The 21,650-nt window shown below is 73.0% G+C and carries 12 protein-coding genes; 5 read left to right on the top strand and 7 right to left on the bottom strand.

Translation table 11 applies throughout. The features are described 5' to 3' along the window. Position 1: 1 nt before the first annotated feature. From WME89_RS16215 to WME89_RS16200, 4 genes are all read right to left on the bottom strand, one after another. Positions 2 to 1,012 (bottom strand): sigma-54 interaction domain-containing protein, encoded by a 1,011-nt coding sequence (locus WME89_RS16215; protein ID WP_438010048.1) that lies wholly within the window; start codon positions 1,010 to 1,012, stop codon positions 2 to 4. Positions 1,013 to 1,839: 827 nt separating this feature from the next. After that, on the bottom strand, positions 1,840 to 2,043 hold the full coding sequence (locus WME89_RS16210; RefSeq protein ID WP_438010047.1) for a hypothetical protein: 204 nt from the start codon (positions 2,041 to 2,043) through the stop codon (positions 1,840 to 1,842). A 71-nt stretch (positions 2,044 to 2,114) separates the two neighbouring features. After that, positions 2,115 to 2,648, bottom strand: coding sequence for a hypothetical protein (locus WME89_RS16205; RefSeq protein WP_438010046.1), 534 nt, complete (start codon positions 2,646 to 2,648; stop codon positions 2,115 to 2,117). Positions 2,649 to 2,756: 108 nt separating this feature from the next. Next, the gene (locus WME89_RS16200; protein ID WP_438010045.1) at positions 2,757 to 3,779 is read right to left on the bottom strand and encodes a hypothetical protein; all 1,023 of its coding nucleotides are present in this window, start codon (positions 3,777 to 3,779) and stop codon (positions 2,757 to 2,759) included. Positions 3,780 to 4,108: 329 nt separating this feature from the next. On the opposite strand from WME89_RS16200, the gene WME89_RS16195 reads away from it, so the two are divergent. Next, positions 4,109 to 5,776: a LamG-like jellyroll fold domain-containing protein gene (locus WME89_RS16195; protein ID WP_438010044.1), complete on the top strand. Its 1,668-nt coding sequence runs from the start codon at positions 4,109 to 4,111 to the stop codon at positions 5,774 to 5,776. Positions 5,777 to 5,863: 87 nt separating this feature from the next. Here WME89_RS16195 and WME89_RS16190 read toward each other — a convergent pair whose 3' ends face one another. From WME89_RS16190 to WME89_RS16180, 3 genes are all read right to left on the bottom strand, one after another. Then, positions 5,864 to 8,728: a CHAT domain-containing protein gene (locus WME89_RS16190; RefSeq protein ID WP_438010043.1), complete on the bottom strand. Its 2,865-nt coding sequence runs from the start codon at positions 8,726 to 8,728 to the stop codon at positions 5,864 to 5,866. A 142-nt stretch (positions 8,729 to 8,870) separates the two neighbouring features. Further along, positions 8,871 to 9,119, bottom strand: coding sequence for a hypothetical protein (locus WME89_RS16185; protein WP_438010042.1), 249 nt, complete (start codon positions 9,117 to 9,119; stop codon positions 8,871 to 8,873). Positions 9,120 to 9,191: 72 nt separating this feature from the next. Next, entirely contained in the window at positions 9,192 to 10,073 is an 882-nt protein-coding gene (locus WME89_RS16180) for a hypothetical protein (RefSeq protein WP_438010041.1), read from the bottom strand. Positions 10,074 to 10,514: 441 nt separating this feature from the next. Here WME89_RS16180 and WME89_RS16175 point away from each other — a divergent pair, with 441 nt between their 5' ends. The 4 genes from WME89_RS16175 (at position 10,515) to WME89_RS16160 (ending at position 21,626) form a co-directional block, all read left to right on the top strand. After that, on the top strand, positions 10,515 to 11,228 hold the full coding sequence (locus WME89_RS16175; protein WP_438010040.1) for a hypothetical protein: 714 nt from the start codon (positions 10,515 to 10,517) through the stop codon (positions 11,226 to 11,228). Positions 11,229 to 11,256: 28 nt separating this feature from the next. Further along, entirely contained in the window at positions 11,257 to 18,198 is a 6,942-nt protein-coding gene (locus tag WME89_RS16170) for an eIF2A-related protein (RefSeq protein WP_438010039.1), read from the top strand. Continuing rightward, on the top strand, positions 18,198 to 20,147 hold the full coding sequence (locus WME89_RS16165; RefSeq protein WP_438010038.1) for a metallophosphoesterase family protein: 1,950 nt from the start codon (positions 18,198 to 18,200) through the stop codon (positions 20,145 to 20,147). Before WME89_RS16170 ends, WME89_RS16165 begins: the two co-directional genes overlap by 1 nt. Positions 20,148 to 20,450: 303 nt before the next feature. Then, positions 20,451 to 21,626, top strand: a complete 1,176-nt coding sequence (locus tag WME89_RS16160; protein ID WP_438010037.1) for a polysaccharide deacetylase family protein — start codon at positions 20,451 to 20,453, stop codon at positions 21,624 to 21,626. Positions 21,627 to 21,650 lie beyond the last annotated feature (24 nt).

The raw sequence follows: 21,650 nt of genomic DNA, 5'->3' as shown, positions 1-21,650 counted from the left end.
GTCAGCACTCCTCCAGCGCGACCTTCTTCCGGGGTCGCGCGATGCCGTAGGCGTTGAGCTTGTTGGTGAGCGTGCGCCGCGACACGCCGAGCAGCTCGGCGGCGCGCGTCTGGTTCTGGCGGGTCTGGTCGAGCGCGGCGACGATGCGGTCTCGCTCGAACGAGCGCACGTCGCCCCTGATCCCGGCGACCTCGGCGTGCGCGCGCGGCGCCTCGAGCATCAGGTGGCTCGCGAGGGCGTGCGCGCGCGGCGCCTCGAGCATCAGGTGGCTCGCGAGGATCGGCCCCCCCTTGGACATGACCACCGCGCGCTCGATCACGTGGCGCAGCTCCCGGATGTTCCCCGGCCAGGTATGGGCGAGCAGCGCCGCCGTCGCCTCGGGGCCGAGCCGCGGCGCCGGGCGCTCGAGCCGACGCGCGAGGCGCGCCGCGAAGAGCTCCGCGAGCGGGAGGATCTCGGTGATGCGGGCCCGGAGCGGCGGGATCCGCAGCGTGACCGCGTTGAGGCGGAAGTAGAGGTCCTGGCGGAAGTCCCCGTCCCTCACCATCTGCTCGAGATCGCGGTGGGTCGCCGCGATGACGCGCACGTCCACGCGCCGCGGGCGCGTGCTCCCCACGCGGACGATCTCGCCGTACTCCAGCGTGCGGAGCAGCTTCGCCTGCGTGCGCGGGGACAGCTCCCCGACCTCGTCGAGGAAGAGCGTGCCCTCGTGCGCGGCCTCGAACAGCCCTTCACGGGGCGCCACCGCCCCGGTGAAGGCGCCGCGCTCGTGCCCGAAGAGCTCGCTCTCGACGAGCGACTCCGACAGGCTCGCACAGTTGACCTTCACGAACCGATCGCGCGTGTGCCGCGACATGCCGGCGATCCACTCCGCCACCACCTCTTTTCCCGTCCCTGTCTCGCCGAGGATCAGGACCGGAAGCGGCGTGGGAGCCACTGTCTCGAGGGCGTCTCGCAGGCGCCGCATCTCCGGATCGAGCGCAAGAAAACCGTTGTTACAGTCATCCACCATGAACGCTCCCCATCACACGAAATGCGTGAATCACGTCTCCCACGGAACGCCGCGGCCATCGCCGTATGGCCACCCCGCGGCGCATCACCCCTCGGCAGGGCGAGGCAAAACCCTCTGATATAGCTCTCCCCCCCTCGTACGCTGACAGACCGCGAATGGTTTCGGCGATGTCGCCGGCGCCTGCGGGCCGCGCGGAGGCCAGCGCCACGGCGGGCGACTCCGCTGGAGAACACACGCGTGCCGTTGGCCATCCTCCGATGCTGCGAGGGGCCTCTTGCCGCGGCGTGGCCGGTGCCTCCGCGCGGGCCGCGCGGCGCTCGGTCGCCGCGCCGGCGAAAGGGGTCGGAAGCGTGTCCAAGCAAGTCGGCGGCCAACCCCTCAGCCCGCCGGCGGCGTGCTGTCCGCCGCGGAACCGGCGGGGGCCTCGGGTCAGGTCTGCACGACGATCTCTGCAGAACCGGCGCAACCTGGACCAAAGCCGCACAATCCGTGCGGCGCCGGAGACGGCTACACCGAGGTCTTGACAGACGGGGATCGGGCCGGTGCTTCGGCTCCGCGTGGGTTGCGCGGAGCACCGCCAAGGGGGTGCGCGTGGTTCCCGTGGGATGTCCCAGGTGGGGTCGCACGTCGAGGCGTGTTCACGGGCTGGAGGCCGGAGCCTCCACCTGAGGGCGGACACCACCACCAGCGGGATGCTTGGAGAAGCAGCGGAACGGATGGAGAGAGGGCGACCCGTGTGACGACGACGAGGTCAGCGCCGATGTGGCCGGCCGGCCGGCCGGCCAGCGTAGATGGCATGGGCGAGACTGGCCATCAGACGCGGGGGATCAAGCCCTGCGGTTGCCGTCACCTGCCAGGCTCTTCCACTCCCAGAACCACATCACGATGCCGTCCGCCGCCGCGGAGCCGGTCATCGTCCACTCCCCATCCGCCCTCACGTGGTCTGGCTCGTGCGGGTCGTCGCAGTAGGCGTTGCCGTTCTGCAGCCTGCCGTAACGCCCGAGGGTCGTCGCCCTGATCAAGCCGCTCATGATCTACCACCGTATCACCGCCGCGGGCGCGCGGTCGACCACCTGCCCGCGGCAGCTGGCGCCGCGGGCGCCTACCGCATGACGCCGAGCGCGGCCTCGATCTGGTGGCGCAAGATGACGCCGTGGTCGTCGACCGAGTAATCGTCCGCCTCGAGCCGGAATGTGCGCGTCGCCGTGACGTCCGCGCGGCCGCTGAAGCGGTACGGGATGACGGGTGACGAGAACGACTCGCGCAGCAGCTGGAAGCCGAGGTCGACGGGGATGCTGATCGGGACGCGGACCTGGGTCGTGCGGTCCGAAGCGAGCCAGACGCCCTCGCCGTCGGCGCGGAAGTCGACCGGCAGCGTGTAGCGGCCGGCGAGCATGACCTGGCCGCGGACCGCGCGCACCGCGACGTCATACGAGTTCGGGTTGTGGACGTTGACGACCACGGTCATCAGGACGCCGAGGCTCGGCGGGAAGGAGATGCGGATGCCGGTGATCTCGGCGTGGTCGAGCTGCATCGTCGGCTTGCTGACGCAGGCGGGACCGGCGATCGCGGTCAGCGCTGCGAGCGCGAGCGCGGGCAGGCGGCTCAGGGGGTTGGTCTTCCGGGGGCTCGGCACGGCGAGAGCTTACCCGCGCAGGGGCCCCCCGTCACCTCGCAGCCAGACGTCTGGCCACGCACAGCCAGGCGTCTGGCCACGCGCGGCCAGCCCGGCCGGCGGCGCCGTTCAGGCGCCAGCGCGCCGGAAACGGACCCTGCGGAGGCCGCCGTCGGAGATCTGCTCCACGAGGACCTCGTCGCCCGACGCGATCCATTGCACGATGCCCCCGTCGTCCGCGAGCGTGATCGCGCCTGTCGGCTCCCCGTCGTCCCACCGCGCGTACAGGACGCCGGCGGGCAGCTCGGGCGCCGGCTCGCCGCTGCGCTCCTCGCCCTGGGCCCCCGCGACGCGCACGCTCACGCCGACGTCGGGGAAGCCCTCGCGCACCGCCGCGAGCAGCGCGCGCACGCTCGCGATCTCGCGCGCCACCGCGGCGCACGGCGCCACGCTCATCTCCGCGAACGCAGGCGGAGCCCAGATCGCGAGGTCGCCCCTCAGGAACACCGCCTGGCAGGCGTCGCTCAGCTCGTCCACGCGCCCGGCGCCGACCGCCGCCGCGAGATCGACGGCGATGTCCACCGTCAGCTCCACGGCCATGCGACCAGGCCAGCCGAACGCGGCCACCGGATACTCCTGCCCGATCGCGAACCGCTCGAAGAGGCGCCGCGCATCCTCGGCGAGGACGAACGGCTCGACCACCCCGTCGTCGACGACGACCTGACCGCGCGCGTCCATCCAGTAGCTCCCGTGCGGGTAGTCGCCCATCACCACCCGGGATTTCCGCGGCCGCGCGCCTCGCTCGAGCGCCAGCCCGATCCCGAACCAGAGCGCCTCGCCCTCCGCCGACGGGACGCACGTGCCGCCGAAGGCCTCCTCGAACCGCAGCATGGCCCCAACGTCGGTCAGCCCCCGGCGCGCGAGCTGCTCGCGGAGGGCCGCCGGCGCCGCCGCGCGCTCTGGATCGCGCGTCGCGCCGCGCTGCCTGAGCCACGCCGTCGCGCGCGGCGAGAGAACGCCCGCCAGGGGCCCCGCCGCCGTGCCGGCGTCCCGCCGCTCCACCGCGCCTTCTCCCGGCTCGCCCGCCGCGAGCGCTCCGCCCTCGCGGCCCTCGTCGTGGGTCGCGGGGCGCCCTTCCTTTCCGCTGCTCACACGCGACCCTCCTTCGCTCGATCCGCGGTCCCTCCGGGAATGGCGGGGAGGTCCGGCACGGGCGCGGTCCGAGCCATGGCGGGGATCTTTCCCGGGGCGCGAGGCGCTGACCAAGCGGCGCGTGCGCGCATGGATCGACGGAATCGCGCGTCGGCGGCCCGGCGCTGTTTTTTTATCGCTGTCGATGTCAGACGCCGGAAGGGCGCGGCGAAGTAACAGGCAGGCAGGCAGCTCGGGACCAACCCCAGGGCGCTGCCGCATTCCGCGGCGCGGGCCTGCCGGCGCAACGCGCTCTCGAGAGCGCGCGCCAGCAAGAAAGGAACGATTCCATGCTGAATTGCGTGCACACGGGATACCGAGCGGCTTCCCTCGCCTTGATGGCGAGCCTCGCGGGCTGCGTCGCGCCTGGACCTGCGGAGGAGCCTGCAGGCGAGGAGGTCGACGCGGCGGCGGACGCGCTCGTGACGGACCGGGCCAGCCTGCCGACGCCGGCGGCCTACTGGAGCTTCGATACGTGCGCCGCCGGCGCGATCACGCGCGTCCGAGAGGACTCGGGCCGGGGGGCTTTCGGGGTGATGTCCGGCCGCCGCCTCTGCAGCCCGGGCTGGTCCCTGTCGGCCGGCGACTTCGACGGGGTCGCGGATCAGGTGGAGATCAGCAGCGACGGGCGGAGCTTCCTCCACTTCCAGGACCAGATCACGGCGGCAGCCTGGGTCAACCCGCGGAGCGTGACCGGGACCCGCACCATCGTGAACCAGTGGTACGGGGCAGACTCGTTCCTGCTCGGCATCGACAATGGCCAGTACTTCTTCTCCGTGGCCTTCCCCGACGGGGGCGCGGGCCGGCACGAGATCGTCCACGCCCCGGCCGTCGCGAACGCCTGGGCGCACGTCACCGGCGTGTACGACGGCGCGGCGCTCAAGCTCTATGTCAACGGCGTGCTCAGCGCGTCGACGCCCACGTCGGGCACGCTGCAGCAATCGACGCGGCCGATCGTGATCGGCGGGCACCCGTCCTGGAACGCCTACAATGGCCTGATCGACGAGGTCCGCCTCTACCAGCAGGCGCTGAGCGCCGCGCAGGTGGCGCAGCTCGCGGCGGGCGAGGTCTACCCGGTGAGGGCGTATTACGTTTATCCGCACGACCAGCCGTATCACCAGGAGTACGTCGACGCCATCAACACATACCTGGACGAGCTGCGCGGCTGGTACCGGGAGGAGTCTGGCGCCTCGTTCCACCTGGTGGGCTTCGTGCAGGCGGTGCGCTCGTCCCAGAACTACGTGAACATGCGCTGCGGCGCGACGCCGACGAGCGCCTGCCAGAACGACCCGCAGGACCTCACGAACTGGCTGAACGCCGTGTCTCAGGCTGTCGGCGGCTTCCCGGCGCGGCAGTCGACGCTCGTGTTCGCGCAGGGCGGCGGCGGCTGGGCCGGCGCCAACCTCACCGGCGACTACACCGGGTTCGCGCTCGTGGGCGACTGGGTGCTGGAGCCCATCTCCGGCGTGCGGGAGCCGCTGGCCATCCATTGCGGATACGCCACCTGGCAGTGCGGCACCGGCGTGCCGAAGGGGACCGTCGCGCACGAGCTCGGGCACTCGTTCGGGCTGCACCACCCGGACGGCTATCCAGGCACGACGATCATGAGCTGGCACGGCGACTACCCGAGCACCGATTTCCTCGATCACGAGCAGCTGATCCTCCAGGAGAGCCCGATGCTCTCGTCCGGGGTGCTCGTGCGCGGCGGGCTCTGGCTCGACTTCGGCAACGCCGACGTCATGCACTGGGGCACGACGGTGAGCCTCGCCGGCTCCGGCTTCGCTCCCGGCGCGCAGGTCGAGTTCGTGGACGCCACGCACACGGCCGTCGCCAGCCCGACCAGCGTGAGCGCCACGAGCCTCACGGTGCAGGTCCCGAGCGGCGTCGGCCCCGGGTACATCCGCGTGCGCAACGGCGGCGCCGCGAGCAACAAGGTCCCTGTGAATATCTATCCTTGAGGAGAGGGGCGGCGGCTCTGTCCTTCGCCGTCGCCGCCCGACCTCTGACAGGCACATTTCATCTGTGGGTTTCCGGTTCCGGGTGCGTCAGGGGACGAGCGCCCGGAAGCTGGCCCAGTCGCACGAAGGATCCGCGCGCAACGCCGCGAGCGTCGCCTCGCGCAGCTGCGCGCCGGGGTCCTGCTGCTCGCCGGCGTAGAGCGCGGCCATCACCCGCTCAGCCAGCGCGTCGTCGACCGGGCGCGTCGCCGCGATGACCGAGCGAGCGCCGGCGACGAGGAGCGCCTGGGCGAGGCCGAGCCCGAGCCCCCGCGCCCCGGGCGAGGCCTCGGTGCGCGCCGTGTCGCAGCCGGACAGGACCACCCGCGCGGGCGCTCGGCGCAGCGCGAGGATGTCGCCCACGGCGAGCTCGCTCCCGCCGGCGAGCGCGAGGCCGCTGTCCCAGCCGTCGAGGCCGCCGAAGAAGCCGTGGCCTGCGTAGTGGAAGAGCTCGATCCCGGGCTGCTCCAGCGCACCGGCGACCGCGCGGTGCGTGGCGAGCCCGCCCGACAGCCGCTCGACGCGCAGCCCCCGCCCTTCGAGCGCCCTCGCGACAGCGTCCGCCTCGCGCCGCGCGGCCGGCAGATCGCGCCGGGGATCGGCGACGACGAGCGCGGATCGGGGGGCGCCGGCGGCGTCCGTGGGTCGGGGCGCGCCGGCGGCGTCCGCGGGTCGGGGCGCGCCGGCGGCGTCCGCGGGTCGGGCGCCGCGCTCGGGCAGATCCAGGCCGTACGTCACCGGCATGCGGTCGACGAGCGGCGCGCCTTCCCAGGGCAGGGCGTGGAAGTCGATGCGGTCGAGCTCGCCGTGCGCGGCGACGCGGAGGCGCGTGGCCGCGCGGAGCGGCGCCGCGAAGGGCGCGAGCAGCCCCGCGGCGAGCTCCGCGGCCGGGGCCGAGAGGTCGAGCGCCGGCAGCCGGCGGGCCATGACGTCGCCGCGAGAGACGGCGAAGCCGGCCCACCCGTCGCGGATCGGGTGGAGCACGAGCATCAGCTCGCCCTCCGCGAGCGCGGGCGCGTCCGCGAGCTCCGCCAGGGCCGGCTCCCCGCGCCTCGCCAGGAACAGCGCCTCGTCGAGCAGCGCCCGGATCGACCGGCCGCGCGACGCGCGGGTCACCCTGGCCGCCTCGAGCTCGTCCGACGAGAGCCGCCAGTCGTCGCGGCCCTCCTCGTCGAAGGCCGCGCGCGCGTCGCGGTAGGCCGCGAAGGCGCTCTCCCAGCGCGCCCGCTCCTCGCCGCCGAGCGCCTCGATGCCGTCGATCCACCGGAGCGCCGCGAGCGCGAGGGCGCGCGAGCGCCGGGCGGCGCGGAGGGCGCGCCGCGGGTCGCGCCGGAGCAGGAGGTCGACCTGCAGCCGCGCGCTCTCCTCGAAGCGGCCGAGGTAACCTCCCCTGCCCTGGCCGAGGGGAACGAGCAAGCTGAGGTCGCTGCGCACCGCCTCCGCGCCCTCGTAGGCGGCGATGGCCGCGTCGGGCCGCCCCAGCGCCTCGAGCGCCCGCCCGCGGCCGAGCGCCGCCCGGTAGCGGCCTTCCGGCAGCTCGCTCGCCTCCGCGAGCTGCCAGAGCCGGTCGTAGATCCGCAGCGCGCTCGCAGGGTTGCCGCTGCGCAGCGCGATGCGCCCCTCGATCTCGATCCAGTACATCGCGACGCGGGCGTCGGGGCGCGGGTCCGTCCGCCGGGCCTCGTCGAGGAGGGCGCGCGCCGCGACCGTCTGCCCTGCCTCGAGCTTCGCCAGGGCCAGGTTCGTCAGCACGTTGTCCTGCTCCGCCGGCCTCGGGCACGGGCCCCGGTACAGCGCGAGCGCGGCGATGAGCGGCGCCTCCGCGTCGGCGAGCGGCCCGCTCGACCCGCCGCTCGCCCACGCGACGTGGAGGGCGTTCCAGCCGATGTCGTTCAGCAGGGAGGCCTGCTCGCACGGGGCGCTGCCGGCCGGGAGCAGCGCCTTCACCTCGCGCAGGAGCGCCTGCGCCTCCAGCGGCCTGCCGAGCGTCTGGAGCAGGTCGGCGCGCATCTGCAGCACGTGGCGCCGGTGGTCGCCGAGGCCGAGGCGCTCGGCGCCTGCGGCCGACGCGTCGAGCTGCCGGAGCGCCGCGCGCAGGTCGCCGGACTCGGACGAGAGCAGCGCCTCGTAGTACGGCTTCAACGCGCGCCCCTCGGGGTGGACCGCATCGAGCGGCCCGAGCGCGCCGAGCGCCGCCCGGGCCTCCGCGAACCTGCGCCCGTTGTAGAGCAGCGTGTACGAGAGCGCGAAGCGGTCGAGGAACTCGTCGGACACGCGCCCCGCCTCCCGGTGCGCCCGGATCGACGCCTCGAAGCCCGCGATCGCCGCCGGGATCCGGCCGCGCGCGAGGTCGACGCGCGCCCGCTTGCCGATCGCCAGGGCCTGGACCGCGCGATCCGGAGCCGACGCCAGCGCGTCGAGCGCCGACGACGCCTCGTCGAGCTTGCCGTTCCGGCGCAGCGCCTCGGCGTCCTTCAGCAGGGGCGCGTCGAGGGGCGGGACCAGTGGCAAGCGGAAGGACGTGCGCACGCCGCCCCGCTCGGCAGTCACCGAGAGCGCGTCGGCGCCGTCGGGGACGGGGACGCGCGCCAGCACGCCTCCCTGGACGAGCGCGCCGCCGAGCGCGGCGAGCGGGGCGTCCGCCGCGACGGTCGCGTCGACCTCGATCACGACGCGGGCGTCCATGGGGGCCTTCACCCAGAGGCGGAGGGTCCGGTCGCCGGGCAGCGCGCAGGCGGGGCCGGCGTGCACGGCGCTGCAGCCGGCGAACTCCACCTCGAGGGGCGGCGCGGGCGCCGTGGACGCGGGCGTAGCTGGCGTCGGCGGGCGGTGCGCGTCGCCCGCGAAGGCGAGCGCCATCGCGCCGAGGATCGCCGCTTCCAGCGCCGTCCGGAGCGCTCGACGGCGCGTCACGGGGCCATCGGCGGCGCCGCGGGCACCGGGAGCGTGGCCGGATGAGCCGGTCGATGCCACCGGCGCTCGTGGCGGCCGCTGCTGCGGGTGGAGCGCCGAGCTCGGTGCGAGCACGCGCCCGCTGGCGCCGGGGGGGTGGAGGTCAGGATGAGCGTCTGGCAGCGCCCGCGGAGAGGGCGTCGTCCACCTCTTCGCGCTTCCCGGTGCCGGCGAGCAGGTTCCACCGCTGAAGCGTCGGCAGATCGCGCATGGCTTCCACGGCGGACCGCAGCACCGGCGGCATCGATCCGAACCGCGCCTCGTACAGCGCGATGGTGGCTTGCGCGATCGCCTGCGTGCGCCCCTGCTCGATGAGCTGCTCGATGAGCTGCTGGGTGGTCTGGGTGGTCATCACGAACTCCTCTTCTTCCGGCATCGTCAGCCCGGGTCCGGTGATCGCCGCCCGGAAACGTGGCATCGGAGGTCAGGCGGAGCGTCCGGCAGAGCCCGCGGAGAGTACCTCGTCCACATCTTCGCGCTTCCCGGTGCCGGCGAGCAGGACCCACTTCTGAAGCGTCGGCAGATCGCGCATGGCTTCCACGACGGACCGCAGCGCCGGCGGCATCGATCCGAACCGAGCCTCGTACAGCGCGATGGTGCTTTGCGCCATCGCCTGCATCCCCTGCGTGCGCCCCTGCTCGATGAACTGCTCGACGAGCTCCTGGGTGGTCATCACGAACTCCTCTTCTTCCGGCGTCGCCGGCCCGGGACCGGTGATCGCCGACCGGAAGCGTAGCAGAGGACCGAGCGCGATGGCGCGCTCCGGCGCGTCGTCCGGGAGCTGGCGGAGCTCCTCGATCGCCTCGCGGAGCACGCGCCCGCCGCCCATCAGGCGGATGAGGAGGGTCGAGCGCTCGCGCGGCAGCTCGCAGAGCACGACGACCACGGTCCGCAGCAAGCCGGGGCCTTCGTACACGCCCGCGGGCCAGCCGACCATCGGCGTCGTGCGCAGTCCGTCGAGCACGGCCGCCGGGCGCCCGGTCGACATGATCCACAGGAACGGCGCTTCGGCCGCGCGCTCCCGGCCCGCGAGGCTCCGCCACGCGCCGAGGTGCTTCTGCAAGCACGCGCGCGCCTCGTCCGCGCTCGGCGTGTCGCTGTACGCCTCGATGGTGCACGCCGTGGCCGCGATCCGGCCGAGGAGCCCGAGCCGCTCTCGCCCCGAAGCGCGCGCCGGATCGGGCTCGTACCACACGTCGGCGTGCTGCGTCTCTCCGGCGACCTCCGCATTCGTCACGACCTTGCCAGTCGGCCCGAGCCCCTCCTGGGCAACGTCCTTTGCCAGTCGATCGAACCGGTTTCGCATGGCGGGCGCAGGCTCGCATGCGCGCCGACGACATCCAAGGCCAAAGCATGCTTTGACGAGACCACAAGCGCGCCGTTCAGCGCGCGTTCACGCTTACGTGGATGAAGGCACAATGATCTCGCTTTCTGCTCACGCAGCGGGCGCCACCGCTGCTCTGGCCAGATCGTGGCCAGACGTCTGCGTAATGCCACATCGGACATCGCTCGAGAGCGAGCGTGCCAGAGGCCGAGCGCGGCCGTGCTGCGCCCAGGAGCGCCGCCCGAAGCAGCCGATGGCGTGGCTCCTGCCGGCGTGGCCAGACGTCTGGCCACGGACAGCCAGACGTCTGGCCACGGACAGCCAGACGTCTGGCCACGGACAGCCAGACGCTCCGCTTTCGCTTCCACGCGCAGCGCTCGCGCGATAGCCTCGCGGCCTCGGGGCGCAGACAAGGAGCACCGGATGACGGGGAAGACGGGGAAAGGCTCGATCGCTGCGGGCAAGCGGAGGCCTGCCAGCGAGGGGACGGCGCCCGCGAGCGGCGCGCTCGCGCGGGTCCGAGCGGAGGCGACGAAGGGAGGCGCCGCGGCCGAGAAGCGGGCACAGGCGCTGCTGGAGCTCATCGAGCGGCGCAAGGCGCGCATCGCGGAGGACTTCTACGAGATCGGCGAGGCGCTGCGGGAGCTCCAGCGGAAGAAGCTGTATCTCGCGCTCGGGCATGCCTCGTTCGGGGAGATGCTCAAGGCGCGCGACCTCATGGGGCTGAGCCAGGCCAAGAAGCTCATCGGCGTCGTCGCGGCGCTCCCGCGCGACAGGGCCCTGGCGCTCGGGCCGGAGAAGGCTTACGCGCTCACGCGGTACACGGCGGCGACGCCGGAGGTCGACACGCCGGCGTGGCTCCTCGATCAGGGGGCCACGGTCGCGGGGAAGAGCCTCGAGGAGATCTCGGTGCGCGAGCTGTCCGCCGAGGCCGGCAAGGTTCGCGCGCAGGCCGCAGGGCCGAAGCGGCGAGACCCCGAGGAGCAACGGGCCAGGTCGGCGGCCCGGGCGGCGCAGGCGGCGCTGCGGAAGCGCGGTGCCAGGGGTGCTACCGTCGAGGCGCACCGCGCGAAGGGCGGCTTCTGGCTGCGCGTCGAGGTGCCCCTGGAGGCGGCCGCCGCGCTCCTCGGCGAGTAGCGAGCGCGGGCGGAGATCGAGCGAGCGAATGCAGAAAGCGGTGGGGGGATCCACGTACACGCGGGTTGCCGTCGTGCAGCTTGCCTATCATCCGGCGATCGTCCTGGATCGGAGATCGCCGCTCGAGGACCCGCTCTTCGATCCACGGGCGGCGTCGGACTCGCTGCTCCCGCCGCGGGGCGAGGTGCCGGAGGCGATCAAGCCGAAGCTCGACGCGCTCCGGCGGCGCATCCGGGAGGCGTACGGTGCGCAGCTGCTCGCGCGGATCCGGGCGGTCCTGGCGGCTTGCCGGGAGTACGGGGCGAGGCTCGTCGTCTTTCCCGAGTACAGCGTCCCGTGGGAGATCCTCGGGGACGTCGCCGAGGCCGCAGCGGACATGGTCGTCGTGGCAGGGTCGCACACCGTCGATCGCGCGGCGCGGCGGTCCGGGGTGTACGAGCGGCTCGGCGCGGCCGCGCTCCCGGCGATCGGACAGTCGGTGTGCCCGGTGCTCCACGGCGGCAAGTTGATCGCCCTGCCGGCGAAGCGGAACGCGGCGGCGGTGGAGCGGAGCACGATGCGCGCGGGCGAGACCTGGGCACCTCTGGAGATGCCGGACGGCCTCCCGGGCCCCATGGGCGTGATGGTCTGTCTCGATTTCCTGCTCCGCGAGGGCGAGCCGCACCGGGCGATCGGCGCGGAGCGGCTCGGCGAGTGCCGCTTCCTCGCGGTGCCCAGCGCGACGCCGCACACCACGCTACCTGAGCTCGCGGGAACGGTCTGGGAGCAGGCGCGCCGCTATGGGCGGCCCGTGCTCTACGCTGATGGAGCCGAGGGCGGCGGGACCACGGTCCACGTCGACGAAGCCCAGGCCCAGGAGCTGCGGCGATTCCCGGATCGTGCGGGGTACCTCGATCCGGGCGATGAGGGGGTGATCGTCGCGGACATCGATCTCGGGTACGAGCGGACGAGCGCCGGCGCCGGTCGTTCCGCGCGCCCTGCGGGGCTGCGGCCCGTCGTGCCGGTGGCCGAGGCGACCCTCGTGTACCGGGGGCATCCGGCGGGAGAAGCCTATGCGCGGTGGCTCGACGGGGCGCGGGAGATGCTCGGGCGGGACGACGACTCGGCGCTGGAGGAGCTCGTGGCGCGGCTCGAGGAAGCGCGCGATGTGCTGTTGAACGCAGGCGCCCTGTCCGGGGCCGCGGCCCGAGGGAGGCGGCTGCGCCGGCTGTACGGCGAGCTCGACAAGGTGACCCGCGTCGAGGAAATACGGCAGTTCACGCGGGAGGTCGTCATCCCCCCGGAGGTGCTGCCGCTCGATGTCCTGCGGGCGGCGATGGCAGGGGCAGCCGCCGATGTCGTGTTCGCGTGGATGACCGAGCGGGAGGCGCGGGAGGCCGGGTTCGTCGAGGTCGAGGCGCGCCTCCGGAAGGCAGTGGACGCGAAGCGCGGCAACGGAGAGTGGACGACCGACGGGATGGCGGCGCTCAGCGCCGTCGCGCAGGCAGTGCGCGGCGCGCCGGAGGCGAGCGGCGACGAGCGGGAGAGCTCGCTGCCGGCGGAGGTGCGGGTCGAGCTGCCGAGACAGCTGGATCCGGCGACGCTGGGGACGCGGAGGCACCGGGGCTGGGTGCTCTCCTTCCAGCGACAGCCATCCGACTTCCGCGCGGGGATGGTCGACGACGTGCCGCGCGCCTCCGGCGGCGCCGGGGCAGCGCAAAGCCTGGCCGCCGAGCTGAGCACGAGAGGGCTCACTCCGCAATTCTCCGAGCATCAGATCCTCTCCGCAGACACCATCTATCTCCTCGCGGTGGCAGAGGGGAGTGAGCACGTGGCGGCGGTCGGCGTCTGGCCTGAAGGCCGCCCTGCCTGGTGCACGCTCATGGTTGCGTCCCTCCGGGACGAAGGGTGGGCCCTGCTGTGGATCGACGGTCACGAGCGCTGGACAGGGCCCAGGCGAGAGTGGGAGAAGCTGCCCGTGGCGGCCGCCAGGTCCGGACTGGTGAACGCCACGCTCGAGCCGATCCCGCAGGACGCGCTGGCGCGCCGGATCGCGCGCCTTCTCCCCCGCTTCGACGGCGCGCGCGCCATCGTCGCGGCGTTCCGTGAGCAGCGCCTGCGCGAGGTCACGGGGCGGTTCGTGGAGCCCGACGCTCGCCTCGACGGGCGCGATGAGCCCACGCCCCTCCTCGGCGCCCTCGACGCGTGGCTCTCGTCGGGCGAGAAGATCGCGCTGGTGCTCGGCGAGTTCGGCCTGGGGAAGTCCACCGCGCTCGCCTCGTGGGCCGAGCGGCGCTGGGCGCCAGCCGAGGGACCGAGGCCCCTGCTCGTCAACCTGGCAGGGGCCTCTCCCGACATGAATCCGGAGCAGCTCCTGCTCCAGGCGGCCGGGGCCCCGGACCTCCCCGCGAACCGCGCCGCCCTACGCCTGCTGATTCGCCACCGGCTCCTCGTGCCCTGCTTCGACGGATTCGACGAGATGGCCACCCGCCTCGAGGCCTCCGAGCTCGCAGGGCGGCGCTCGAGCCTGCTCGAGGTCGCGACGGGCGGCGGGAAGGTGGTCGTCTCCTCGCGAGATGACTACTTCCCCGCCGAGGCGCACGCCGCGACGTCCACCGAGAACGGGCCCTCTCAGGCGTCCGGCACGTCGCCTGGGATCCGGCGGTTCATCATCCAGCCGTTCACGGACGCGCAGGTACGCAATCTCGTGCGGCAGATCCGCGGAGAGGACGGCGCCGCGGCGGCGCTCTCGCGCATCGCTGCCATCTACGACCTCAAGGATCTCGTGCACCGGCCGCTGCTCCTCGGAATGGTGCTGGCCACGCTGGACGATATCGCCTCGGGGGCGAAGGTCGGGCGAGCCGACCTGTACGAGGCGTACCTGCGGCGGTGGCTCGACAACACGCGGAAACATGACCCCAGGTGCTTCACCGACGAGCAGAAGAAGGAGTTCGCCGAGGCGCTCGCCGAGCAGCTCTGGCGGTCCGGCCGGCCGGCGTGTACCTGGCAGGAGCTCCAGCAGTCGGTCCGCGCTCGGCTCTTCCGCTTCTTACCCGAGGGCATGCCGGCGGACGCCGCGTTCCTGGACCTCCAGGAGGGGACGTTCCTCGTGCAGGAGGGCAGCGATGGATACCGCTTCGCGCACAAGTCGTTCCGCGAGTACTTCCTGGCGCGCGCGCTGGTGGCGACGCTGGCCGAGCGGCCGCTCGAGGCGCTCCGGACCAAGCCGATCACGCGAGAGATAGCGGCGTTCGTGGGAGAGATCCTGCGGACGTCCGGCGAGCCGAGGCGCGCGGGGGCGGTGCGCTCGGTCCAGTCGTTCTTGAAGATGGACCGGCAGCTGACCCCTTCGACGCGCGAGCCGGCCGAGAACGCCCTCCGGCTGCTGCTCGGCCTCGCGCGGTGGGCCGAGGAGACGGCCGGGTGGATCCCGGAGGGAGCGGATCTCCACGGCGTGCAGCTCACCGGCGAGGACCTGCGCGGCGCGCCGCTCGCCGGCGTGAACCTGAAGGACGCGAATCTCGCCGGCGCCGACCTGTCCGGCGCCGACCTGACGGATGCCGCGCTGAGCGGAGCTACGCTGTCGGGCGCGAAGCTCGACGGGACGGTCCTCCGGCGCGCGACCGCGCACCGGACGGACTTCACGCAGGCCGAGGCGAAGGGGGCCATCGTCGAGCAGGCGCAGCTCAGCGGCGCCATCCTCCGGCAATCCACCTGGACAGGGTGCCGCTGGAGCGGCGTGCAGGCCGAAGGCGCCGACCTCAGCGCCTGCGCTGTCGCGGGTAGGGGCGCGCAGCTGGAGCGCACGCGGAGGCTCGCCGTCACGCCGCCCCTCGCCTGCGCAGAGCTGGTGTCCGGACACACCGGCACCATCAACACGCTCGCGTGGTCCCCGGACGGCATGCGCCTGGCAACCGCTGGATATGACCACACCGTGCGCCTGTGGCACGCGGACACCGGCAAGGAGCTCGCTCGGCTCGAGGGTCATTCCGACTGGGTCCTGGTCGTGGCGTGGCGCCCGGACGGCGAGCGCCTGGCCAGCGCGGGATTCGACCTGACGGTGCGGGTCTGGCACGCTGGTACCGGCAAGGAGCTCGCCCGGCTCGAAGGCCATTCCGACTGGGTGAGAGCCGTGGCCTGGCACCCGAACGGCGAGCACCTGGCCAGCGGGAGCGACGACCATACGGTGCGCATCTGGGCGCCGAGCACCGGCCAGGAGCTCGCTCAGCTCGAGGGCCATTCGCGCGGGGTCAAGGCGCTTGCCTGGCACCCGGACGGCAAGCGCCTGGCGACCGCGGGCGACGGCAACACCGTCCGCATCTGGGATGCGGGCACCGGCAAGGAGGTCGCGCGGCTCGAGGGGCACGCGCACGGCGTCACGGCCGTGGCCTGGCACCCGGACGGCAAGCGCCTGGCCAGCGCCGGCGACGGCAACACCGTGCGCATCTGGGACGTGAGCACAGGGGGCGAGATCGCCCGGCTCGAGCGCCGTTCCAGCGGGTTCAGGGCCGTCGCCTGGCGCCCTGACGGCAAGCGCCTGGCCAGCGCGGGCCACGGCAACACCGTGCGCATCTGGGATGCGAGCACTGGCCAGGAGCTCGCGCGGCTCGAGGGCCACGCCAACTGGGTCAGGGCCGTGGCGTGGCACCCGGACAACAGGCGTCTGGCGACCGCGGGCGACGCCAACACGGTGCGGATCTGGGACGCGGGCTCCGGCCACGAGCTCGCGCGGCTCGAGGGTCACCTGAACGGCGTCCTGGCCCTGGCCTGGAACCCGCTCGGCAGCCGCCTGGCCAGCGCAGGGCACGATGGCACGGTGCGCATCTGGGACACCGGGACTGGCAAGCAGCTGGCCCTGCTGGAGGGTCATTCCAACTGGGTGCTGACCCTGGCCTGGAGCCCGGACGGCAATCGCCTGGCCAGCGCGGGCGATGACCAGACGGTGCGCCTCTGGGAAGCAGCGACCGGCGAGGGGCTCGCGCGACTCGAGGGCCACTCGAACGGCGTCCTGGGGCTGGCCTGGCACCCGGACGGCGACCGCCTGGCGAGCGCCGGGCACGACGGCACGGTCCGCATCTGGGAACCGAGCACCGGCCAGGAGCTCGCGCGGTTCGTGGGCCACTCGAACTGGGTCCTGGCGCTCGCCTGGCACCCGGACGGCGACCGCCTGGCGAGCGCCGGGCACGACAGGATGGTGCGGATCTGGGACGCGGATACCGGCATACAGCTCGCGCGGCTCGAGGGTCACACGCGCGACGTCAAGGCCCTGGCCTGGCGCCCGGACGGCGAGCGCCTGGCCAGCGCGGGCGACGACACGACGGTGCGGATCTGGCACGCCAGGACGGGCGAGGAGCTCACCCGGCTCGAGGGCCACGCGCGCGGTATCACGGCGGTGGCCTGGGCACCCCGCGGCGATCGGCTGGCCAGCGCGGGGCACGATGGCACGGTGCGGATCTGGGACGCGGGCACGGGCGAGGAGCTCGCCCGCCTCGAGGGTCACTCGCGAGGTGTCATGGCGATGGCCTGGGAGCCGCGCGGCGATCGACTGGCCAGCGCGGGGCACGATGGCACGGTGCGGATCTGGAGCGCGGGCCAGCGCAAGCTCCTCGCGTCCTTCGTGTCCGCTGGCGTGACCGCGCTCGCCCGCACGCCCGGGGGCTTCTGCCTCCTCGATGACGCGGAGCCCGACCGCGCTCGCCTCGCCCTTCGCCGCCCGGACTCGAGGACGACGCTCTATCTGCCCCTGGCTGGCTTTCGCGACGTCCTGCGTCGCCCCGACAAGGTGATCGCGGCCCTCGCCGGGGATCTCCGCGGCGACAATGTGGACGAGGAGCTCGCGAAGCACGGCTACGCGGGCGGTGTCCCCTGGGACGGCAAAGAGCGCTTCATCTCCGAGGGTCCCGCGGCGCTGATATCTCGTGATGTCAGCTCCGCGCCTCCGCGCGCGTCCACGGACCGGCCCGCTGTCCTCGAAGCTCCGTCGGCGGGTGCTCTCACGAATCCCTTTCGCCCCGGTCCCGCCCTCATCGACGCGCCTTCTCTCCCGGGCCGCGACCCCGTGCTCGCCGAGCTCTTCGCCTTGATCGAGAGCCGCAGCCCCGCGATCCTCCGCGGACCGCGCCGCTCGGGAAAGACATCCATCCTCCATCACCTCGCGGCGCGCCTCTCATCGACCCGCGCCGTCCATCACAAGACCCTCGAGGGCCGGGCCGAGCCCATTCGCACCGCCGACGAGCTCGCGATCTTCCTCGACCCGTCCCTCGTGTCGGACGCCGCCCCCGCGCTCACCCTCCGCAACCGCCTCTCCAGCGCCGGCAACGCCGTCCTGCTCCTCGACGAGGTCGCCAACCTCGACCAGGCCGACGCCACCGTCTTCGCCTGGCTGCGCGCCGTGGGACAGGAGCAGACCAGCGTGGTCCTCGTCGGCTCGCACTGGGACTGGGTGACCATCGTCGAGCACGCGTTCGACACGGCCCCGGGCTCGTCGTTCGGCAACGACGTCACCCCGGTCAACCTCGGTCCCCTTGGCGAGGCGGACGCGATCCGCTTCCTCGTCGATACCGCACCTCCGGACGTCCCTGTCGAAGCGGAGCGCACCGCCCGCTGGGTCGTGGAGATCTGCGGCCCCTGGCCCTTCTATCTCCAGGTCATGGGCTACGCCCTCGTCCAGGCCGTCCGCGCCGGCCAGCGCCGCGCCCTCGTCGAGCGCGCCGGCGTGCGCGAGCTCTACGAGCAGCGCCTGCTCCTCGACCGCGACGCCGCCTTCTTCCGGCCGCGCTGGGCCGAGCTGCCGACGCGCGCGCGGGCCGTGCTCGGCGGGCTCCGCGGCTCGCCCGACGCGGCGCTGCCCGAGGTGCGCAGGCTGCCCTCCGAGGACGTCGCCGTCCTCTGCGACGCGGGGCTCTGCGACGCGCTCGGGGCGTGGCTCGCGGATCCTCCGTTCTTCGACTGGATTCGACGGGTGGCCAGGGAGAGAGGGAAGGATTCGTGATGCGCGCGTTCGACGTGAGGAGACCCTACTCGCCGGAGCGCGACGTCCGCGACCACGGCCACCTCCTCGATCTGCTGCTGTCGCTCCCCGCGCACGGCGTCGTCTGGCCGCTCATCGGCGCGCGCAGGGCCGGAAAGACATGGACGCTCAAGGCGCTCGAGCACCACCTCGGCAGCGCCGGCGGGGCGGCCGTGCGCTACATGGACCTCCGCAGGGTCGGGCCGGCGCTGCCCGTCGTGCCGTCCGGGATCACGCTCCTCCTGGACGAGCCGCAGCTCGCCGGCAAGGGCGGCAGCCCGCGCGACGCGACCGCATTCCTGCGGTGGTGCGACGATCTCTACCGCGCGAACACAAGAGTCCTCCTGGCGATGAGCCCCGCCGAGTGGGTCGCGCTCGAGCGCGCGGCCGGCGGGGACGCGGGGCTGCTCTCCTCGCGGGACATGCGCTTCCTCGACCCGCTCACGCCCGACGAGGCGCTCAAGCTCGCCCGCACCGACGCGTCGAGGGCGCTCCTCCCCGAGCTGCCCGCGATCTGGCGCCGGAACCCCTTCCTGCTCGAGTTCGTCTTCGAGCTCGCTGAGCAATCGCCCGATCTGGCCGAAGAGCCATGGACGCTCCTGTGGACGGCGCGCATGCGCAGCGAGCTCCTGGAGTTCGCCTACCACCGGGCCGTCTTCGAGGACGGCCTGACCGACGCGCAGCGGGGCGTGCTCCGCGAGGTCGCGCGCGGCGCGGCGCCCCGCGACGAGAACGTCGATCTCCTCGAGCGCTGCGGCCTCGTCCAGCGGCGCGGCGGGCGCTCGGTGCTCGCCGACCCGATCCTCGAGGCGAACCTGTGCCCGCTGCGGATCCATCACGTCTCCGATATCCACTTCGGCCCGAAATCCGCCGAGCGCGTCGACGTGAAGGAGAAGGGCAAGCACGGCGACACGATGGCTCCGGCCCTGGGGCCCCCGCGCGTGTGCGACCATTACGTCGAGCACGTCGCCGAGCTCGCCGCCGCCGGGCGCGCGCCGCACCTGCTCGTCGTCTCCGGCGATATCGCCGAGTGGGCCGACGACGCGCAGTACGCCGAGGCGCGGGTCTGGCTCCAGAAGCTCTGCAGGCACCTCGCGGATCACCCCCGCTTGCCGCCGAACGAGCCCAACGTGCTCCTCGTGGGTGGCAATCACGATGTCGACTGGCGGCAGGCGGCGAGGCCGGCGCCGGCCGGAACGCAGGCGCGCCATGCGCCTTTCGGGAGGGCGTTCGACGACCACCCGCGCTGCGCGCGGCCGCGGCTCGAGGATCCACCGGAGGCGCGGGCGCTCGCGGTGGCGCGGTACGCGGATCTCGGCGTCGAGTTCGCGCTGCTCGGGTCGGCGGAGTTCGGCGGCCAGGCGGAGGCGGATCCGGCGCGGGACGAGCTCCTGTCGCTGATCGGCCGCCTGCGCCAGGGCGCGATGGAGGAGCCGGACGCCGAGCGGGCCGCGGTCCTGCGCGACAGCGTGGCGCGCATCGACCCCGGCCTGGTCCACGACGCGGATCTCCAGCGCGTGCGCAGGGCGCAGTGGCACGCGCCGATCCGGATCGCGGTGCTGCACCACCCGGTCTCCCCGCTCCCGGCAACCGAGCTCGCCCGCTTCGGCGGCCTGATCAACGCCGGCGAGGTGAAGGACGCGCTCGTCCACAAGGAGTTCTGCCTGGTGCTCCACGGCCACAGCCACACAGGCTGGTTCGGCAAGGAGCAATGGCCGGAGCGGCACGAGGACTGGACGATCCGGATCGCCGCGGCCCCCTCGCTCTCGAGCCGCGAGGTGCAGGAGCACAACGGCTACAACGAGGTCGAGATCGCGCGCGACGGCGTGGGCGGCGACGTCAGCTATCGAATCCACGTCCATCGCGTGGTGAGAGAGGGCGCGACCTGGACCCGGAGGTCGTCGATGGGGCCGTTCGCTCCGGGGAAGTAGCGCGGCCAGGCGAACGGGACGATGGACGAGGTCGCGAGGCCGAGCACGGCGCCGCACACGGCCGACGCGAAGCTCGGGATGCTCCAGCGATCGCCGTGTCGCTAGAAAAATTCGATGGAGCGCTCCGTCACACGACCCTCGCTCCTTCGTGCCGCCGGCGAGCGGCTCGTGCGCTGCATCGATCCGCTTGCGGCGTGATCATTCCAGTGACTTGTGGGAATCTTTACCACCATGTCTAAGCTCTCACGATTGCGCTACCTTGGGAATTTTCCTACATCACTGACACCAGCGCTCGGCGCGCTGGTGTTGTTGGGCACGCTACAACTCAGTGGCTGCGGCGATGACGGTGGGGGCGGCACCGGCGGTAGCGGTGGCCAGCCGACGACGGACGCCAGCAGCACGACTGGCAGCGTCACCTCCGGCGGTCCGGGCAGCGCCACCTCGACGTCGACCGGAGTCACCACGAGCGGGTCGGGCACCACCACCAGCAGCAGCAGCGGTGGCGATGGCGGCGGCGGAACGGGCGGTGAAGGCACGGGCGGTGAAGCGCCGCCGGTCGAATCCGGCCTTCCGGTGCCCCCCGGCGCCGCCGACGTGGCGAAGCCGTCCGGCGCGCCCGGCGGGTTCAAGGTCATCGACTGGGCCGGCTTCTCGGGGGCCGTGACGTACACGTTCGACGACGTGAACTCGACCCAGATCCAGAACTACGACGCGTTGAACGGGCTCGGCGTGCCGTTCACCTTCTACGTCTGGACCGGCAAGGCCGAAGCGAACGATCCGGTGTGGCCGAGGGCGCTCGCCGACGGGCACGAGCTCGCCAACCACACGAAGAGCCACTCGAGCAACGACAACGGCTCCGATACGGACGCCGCAACGCAATTCATCAAGGACAAGTTCAGCCTCACGCCCTTCACGATGGCGGCTCCGAACGGCGCGTCGGTGTACACGGGCATCGCCCGGACGCGCTTCATGATCAATCGCGGGGTGGCCAACAACCTGATCAGCCCGAACGACTCGACCGATCCGTTCACGCTGCCCACCTTCATTCCCCCGACCGGCGCCTCCACGGCGGTGATGGACGAGCAGGTCACGAGCGCGCGGACGGCGAAGAAGTGGCGCACCTTCTGCATCCACGGCTTCACCGGCGGCAGCGACGGCGCCTATCAGCCCATCCCGCTCCAGGCCTTCGTCGATCACGTCAAGCACGTCAAGGATTTCGGCGACGTGTGGATCGGCACCATGGAGAACATCGGCTCCTACTGGCGCGGTCAGAAGGCGATCACCTCCGGCACCAACATGCAGGCCGGTAGCGACACGACCTACAACTGGCAGCTCCCCGACAACTTCCCGCCGGGCAAGTATGTGCGCGTGACGGTCACCGGCGGCACGCTCAAGCAGAACGGCGTCGCGCTCCCCTGGAATCCGCACGGCTACTACGAAGTGGCGCTCGATGCGGAGTCCGTCACGCTGTCGCCCTGACACGAGCCGCCCGAAGCCCCGCGC

It is taken from the genome of Sorangium sp. So ce321, assembly GCF_051530195.1.
Classification (GTDB): Bacteria; Myxococcota_A; Polyangia; order Polyangiales; family Polyangiaceae; genus Sorangium.
Note: the sequence above shows the minus strand (reverse complement) of the source record. Positions and strands in the feature narration are given on the sequence as shown.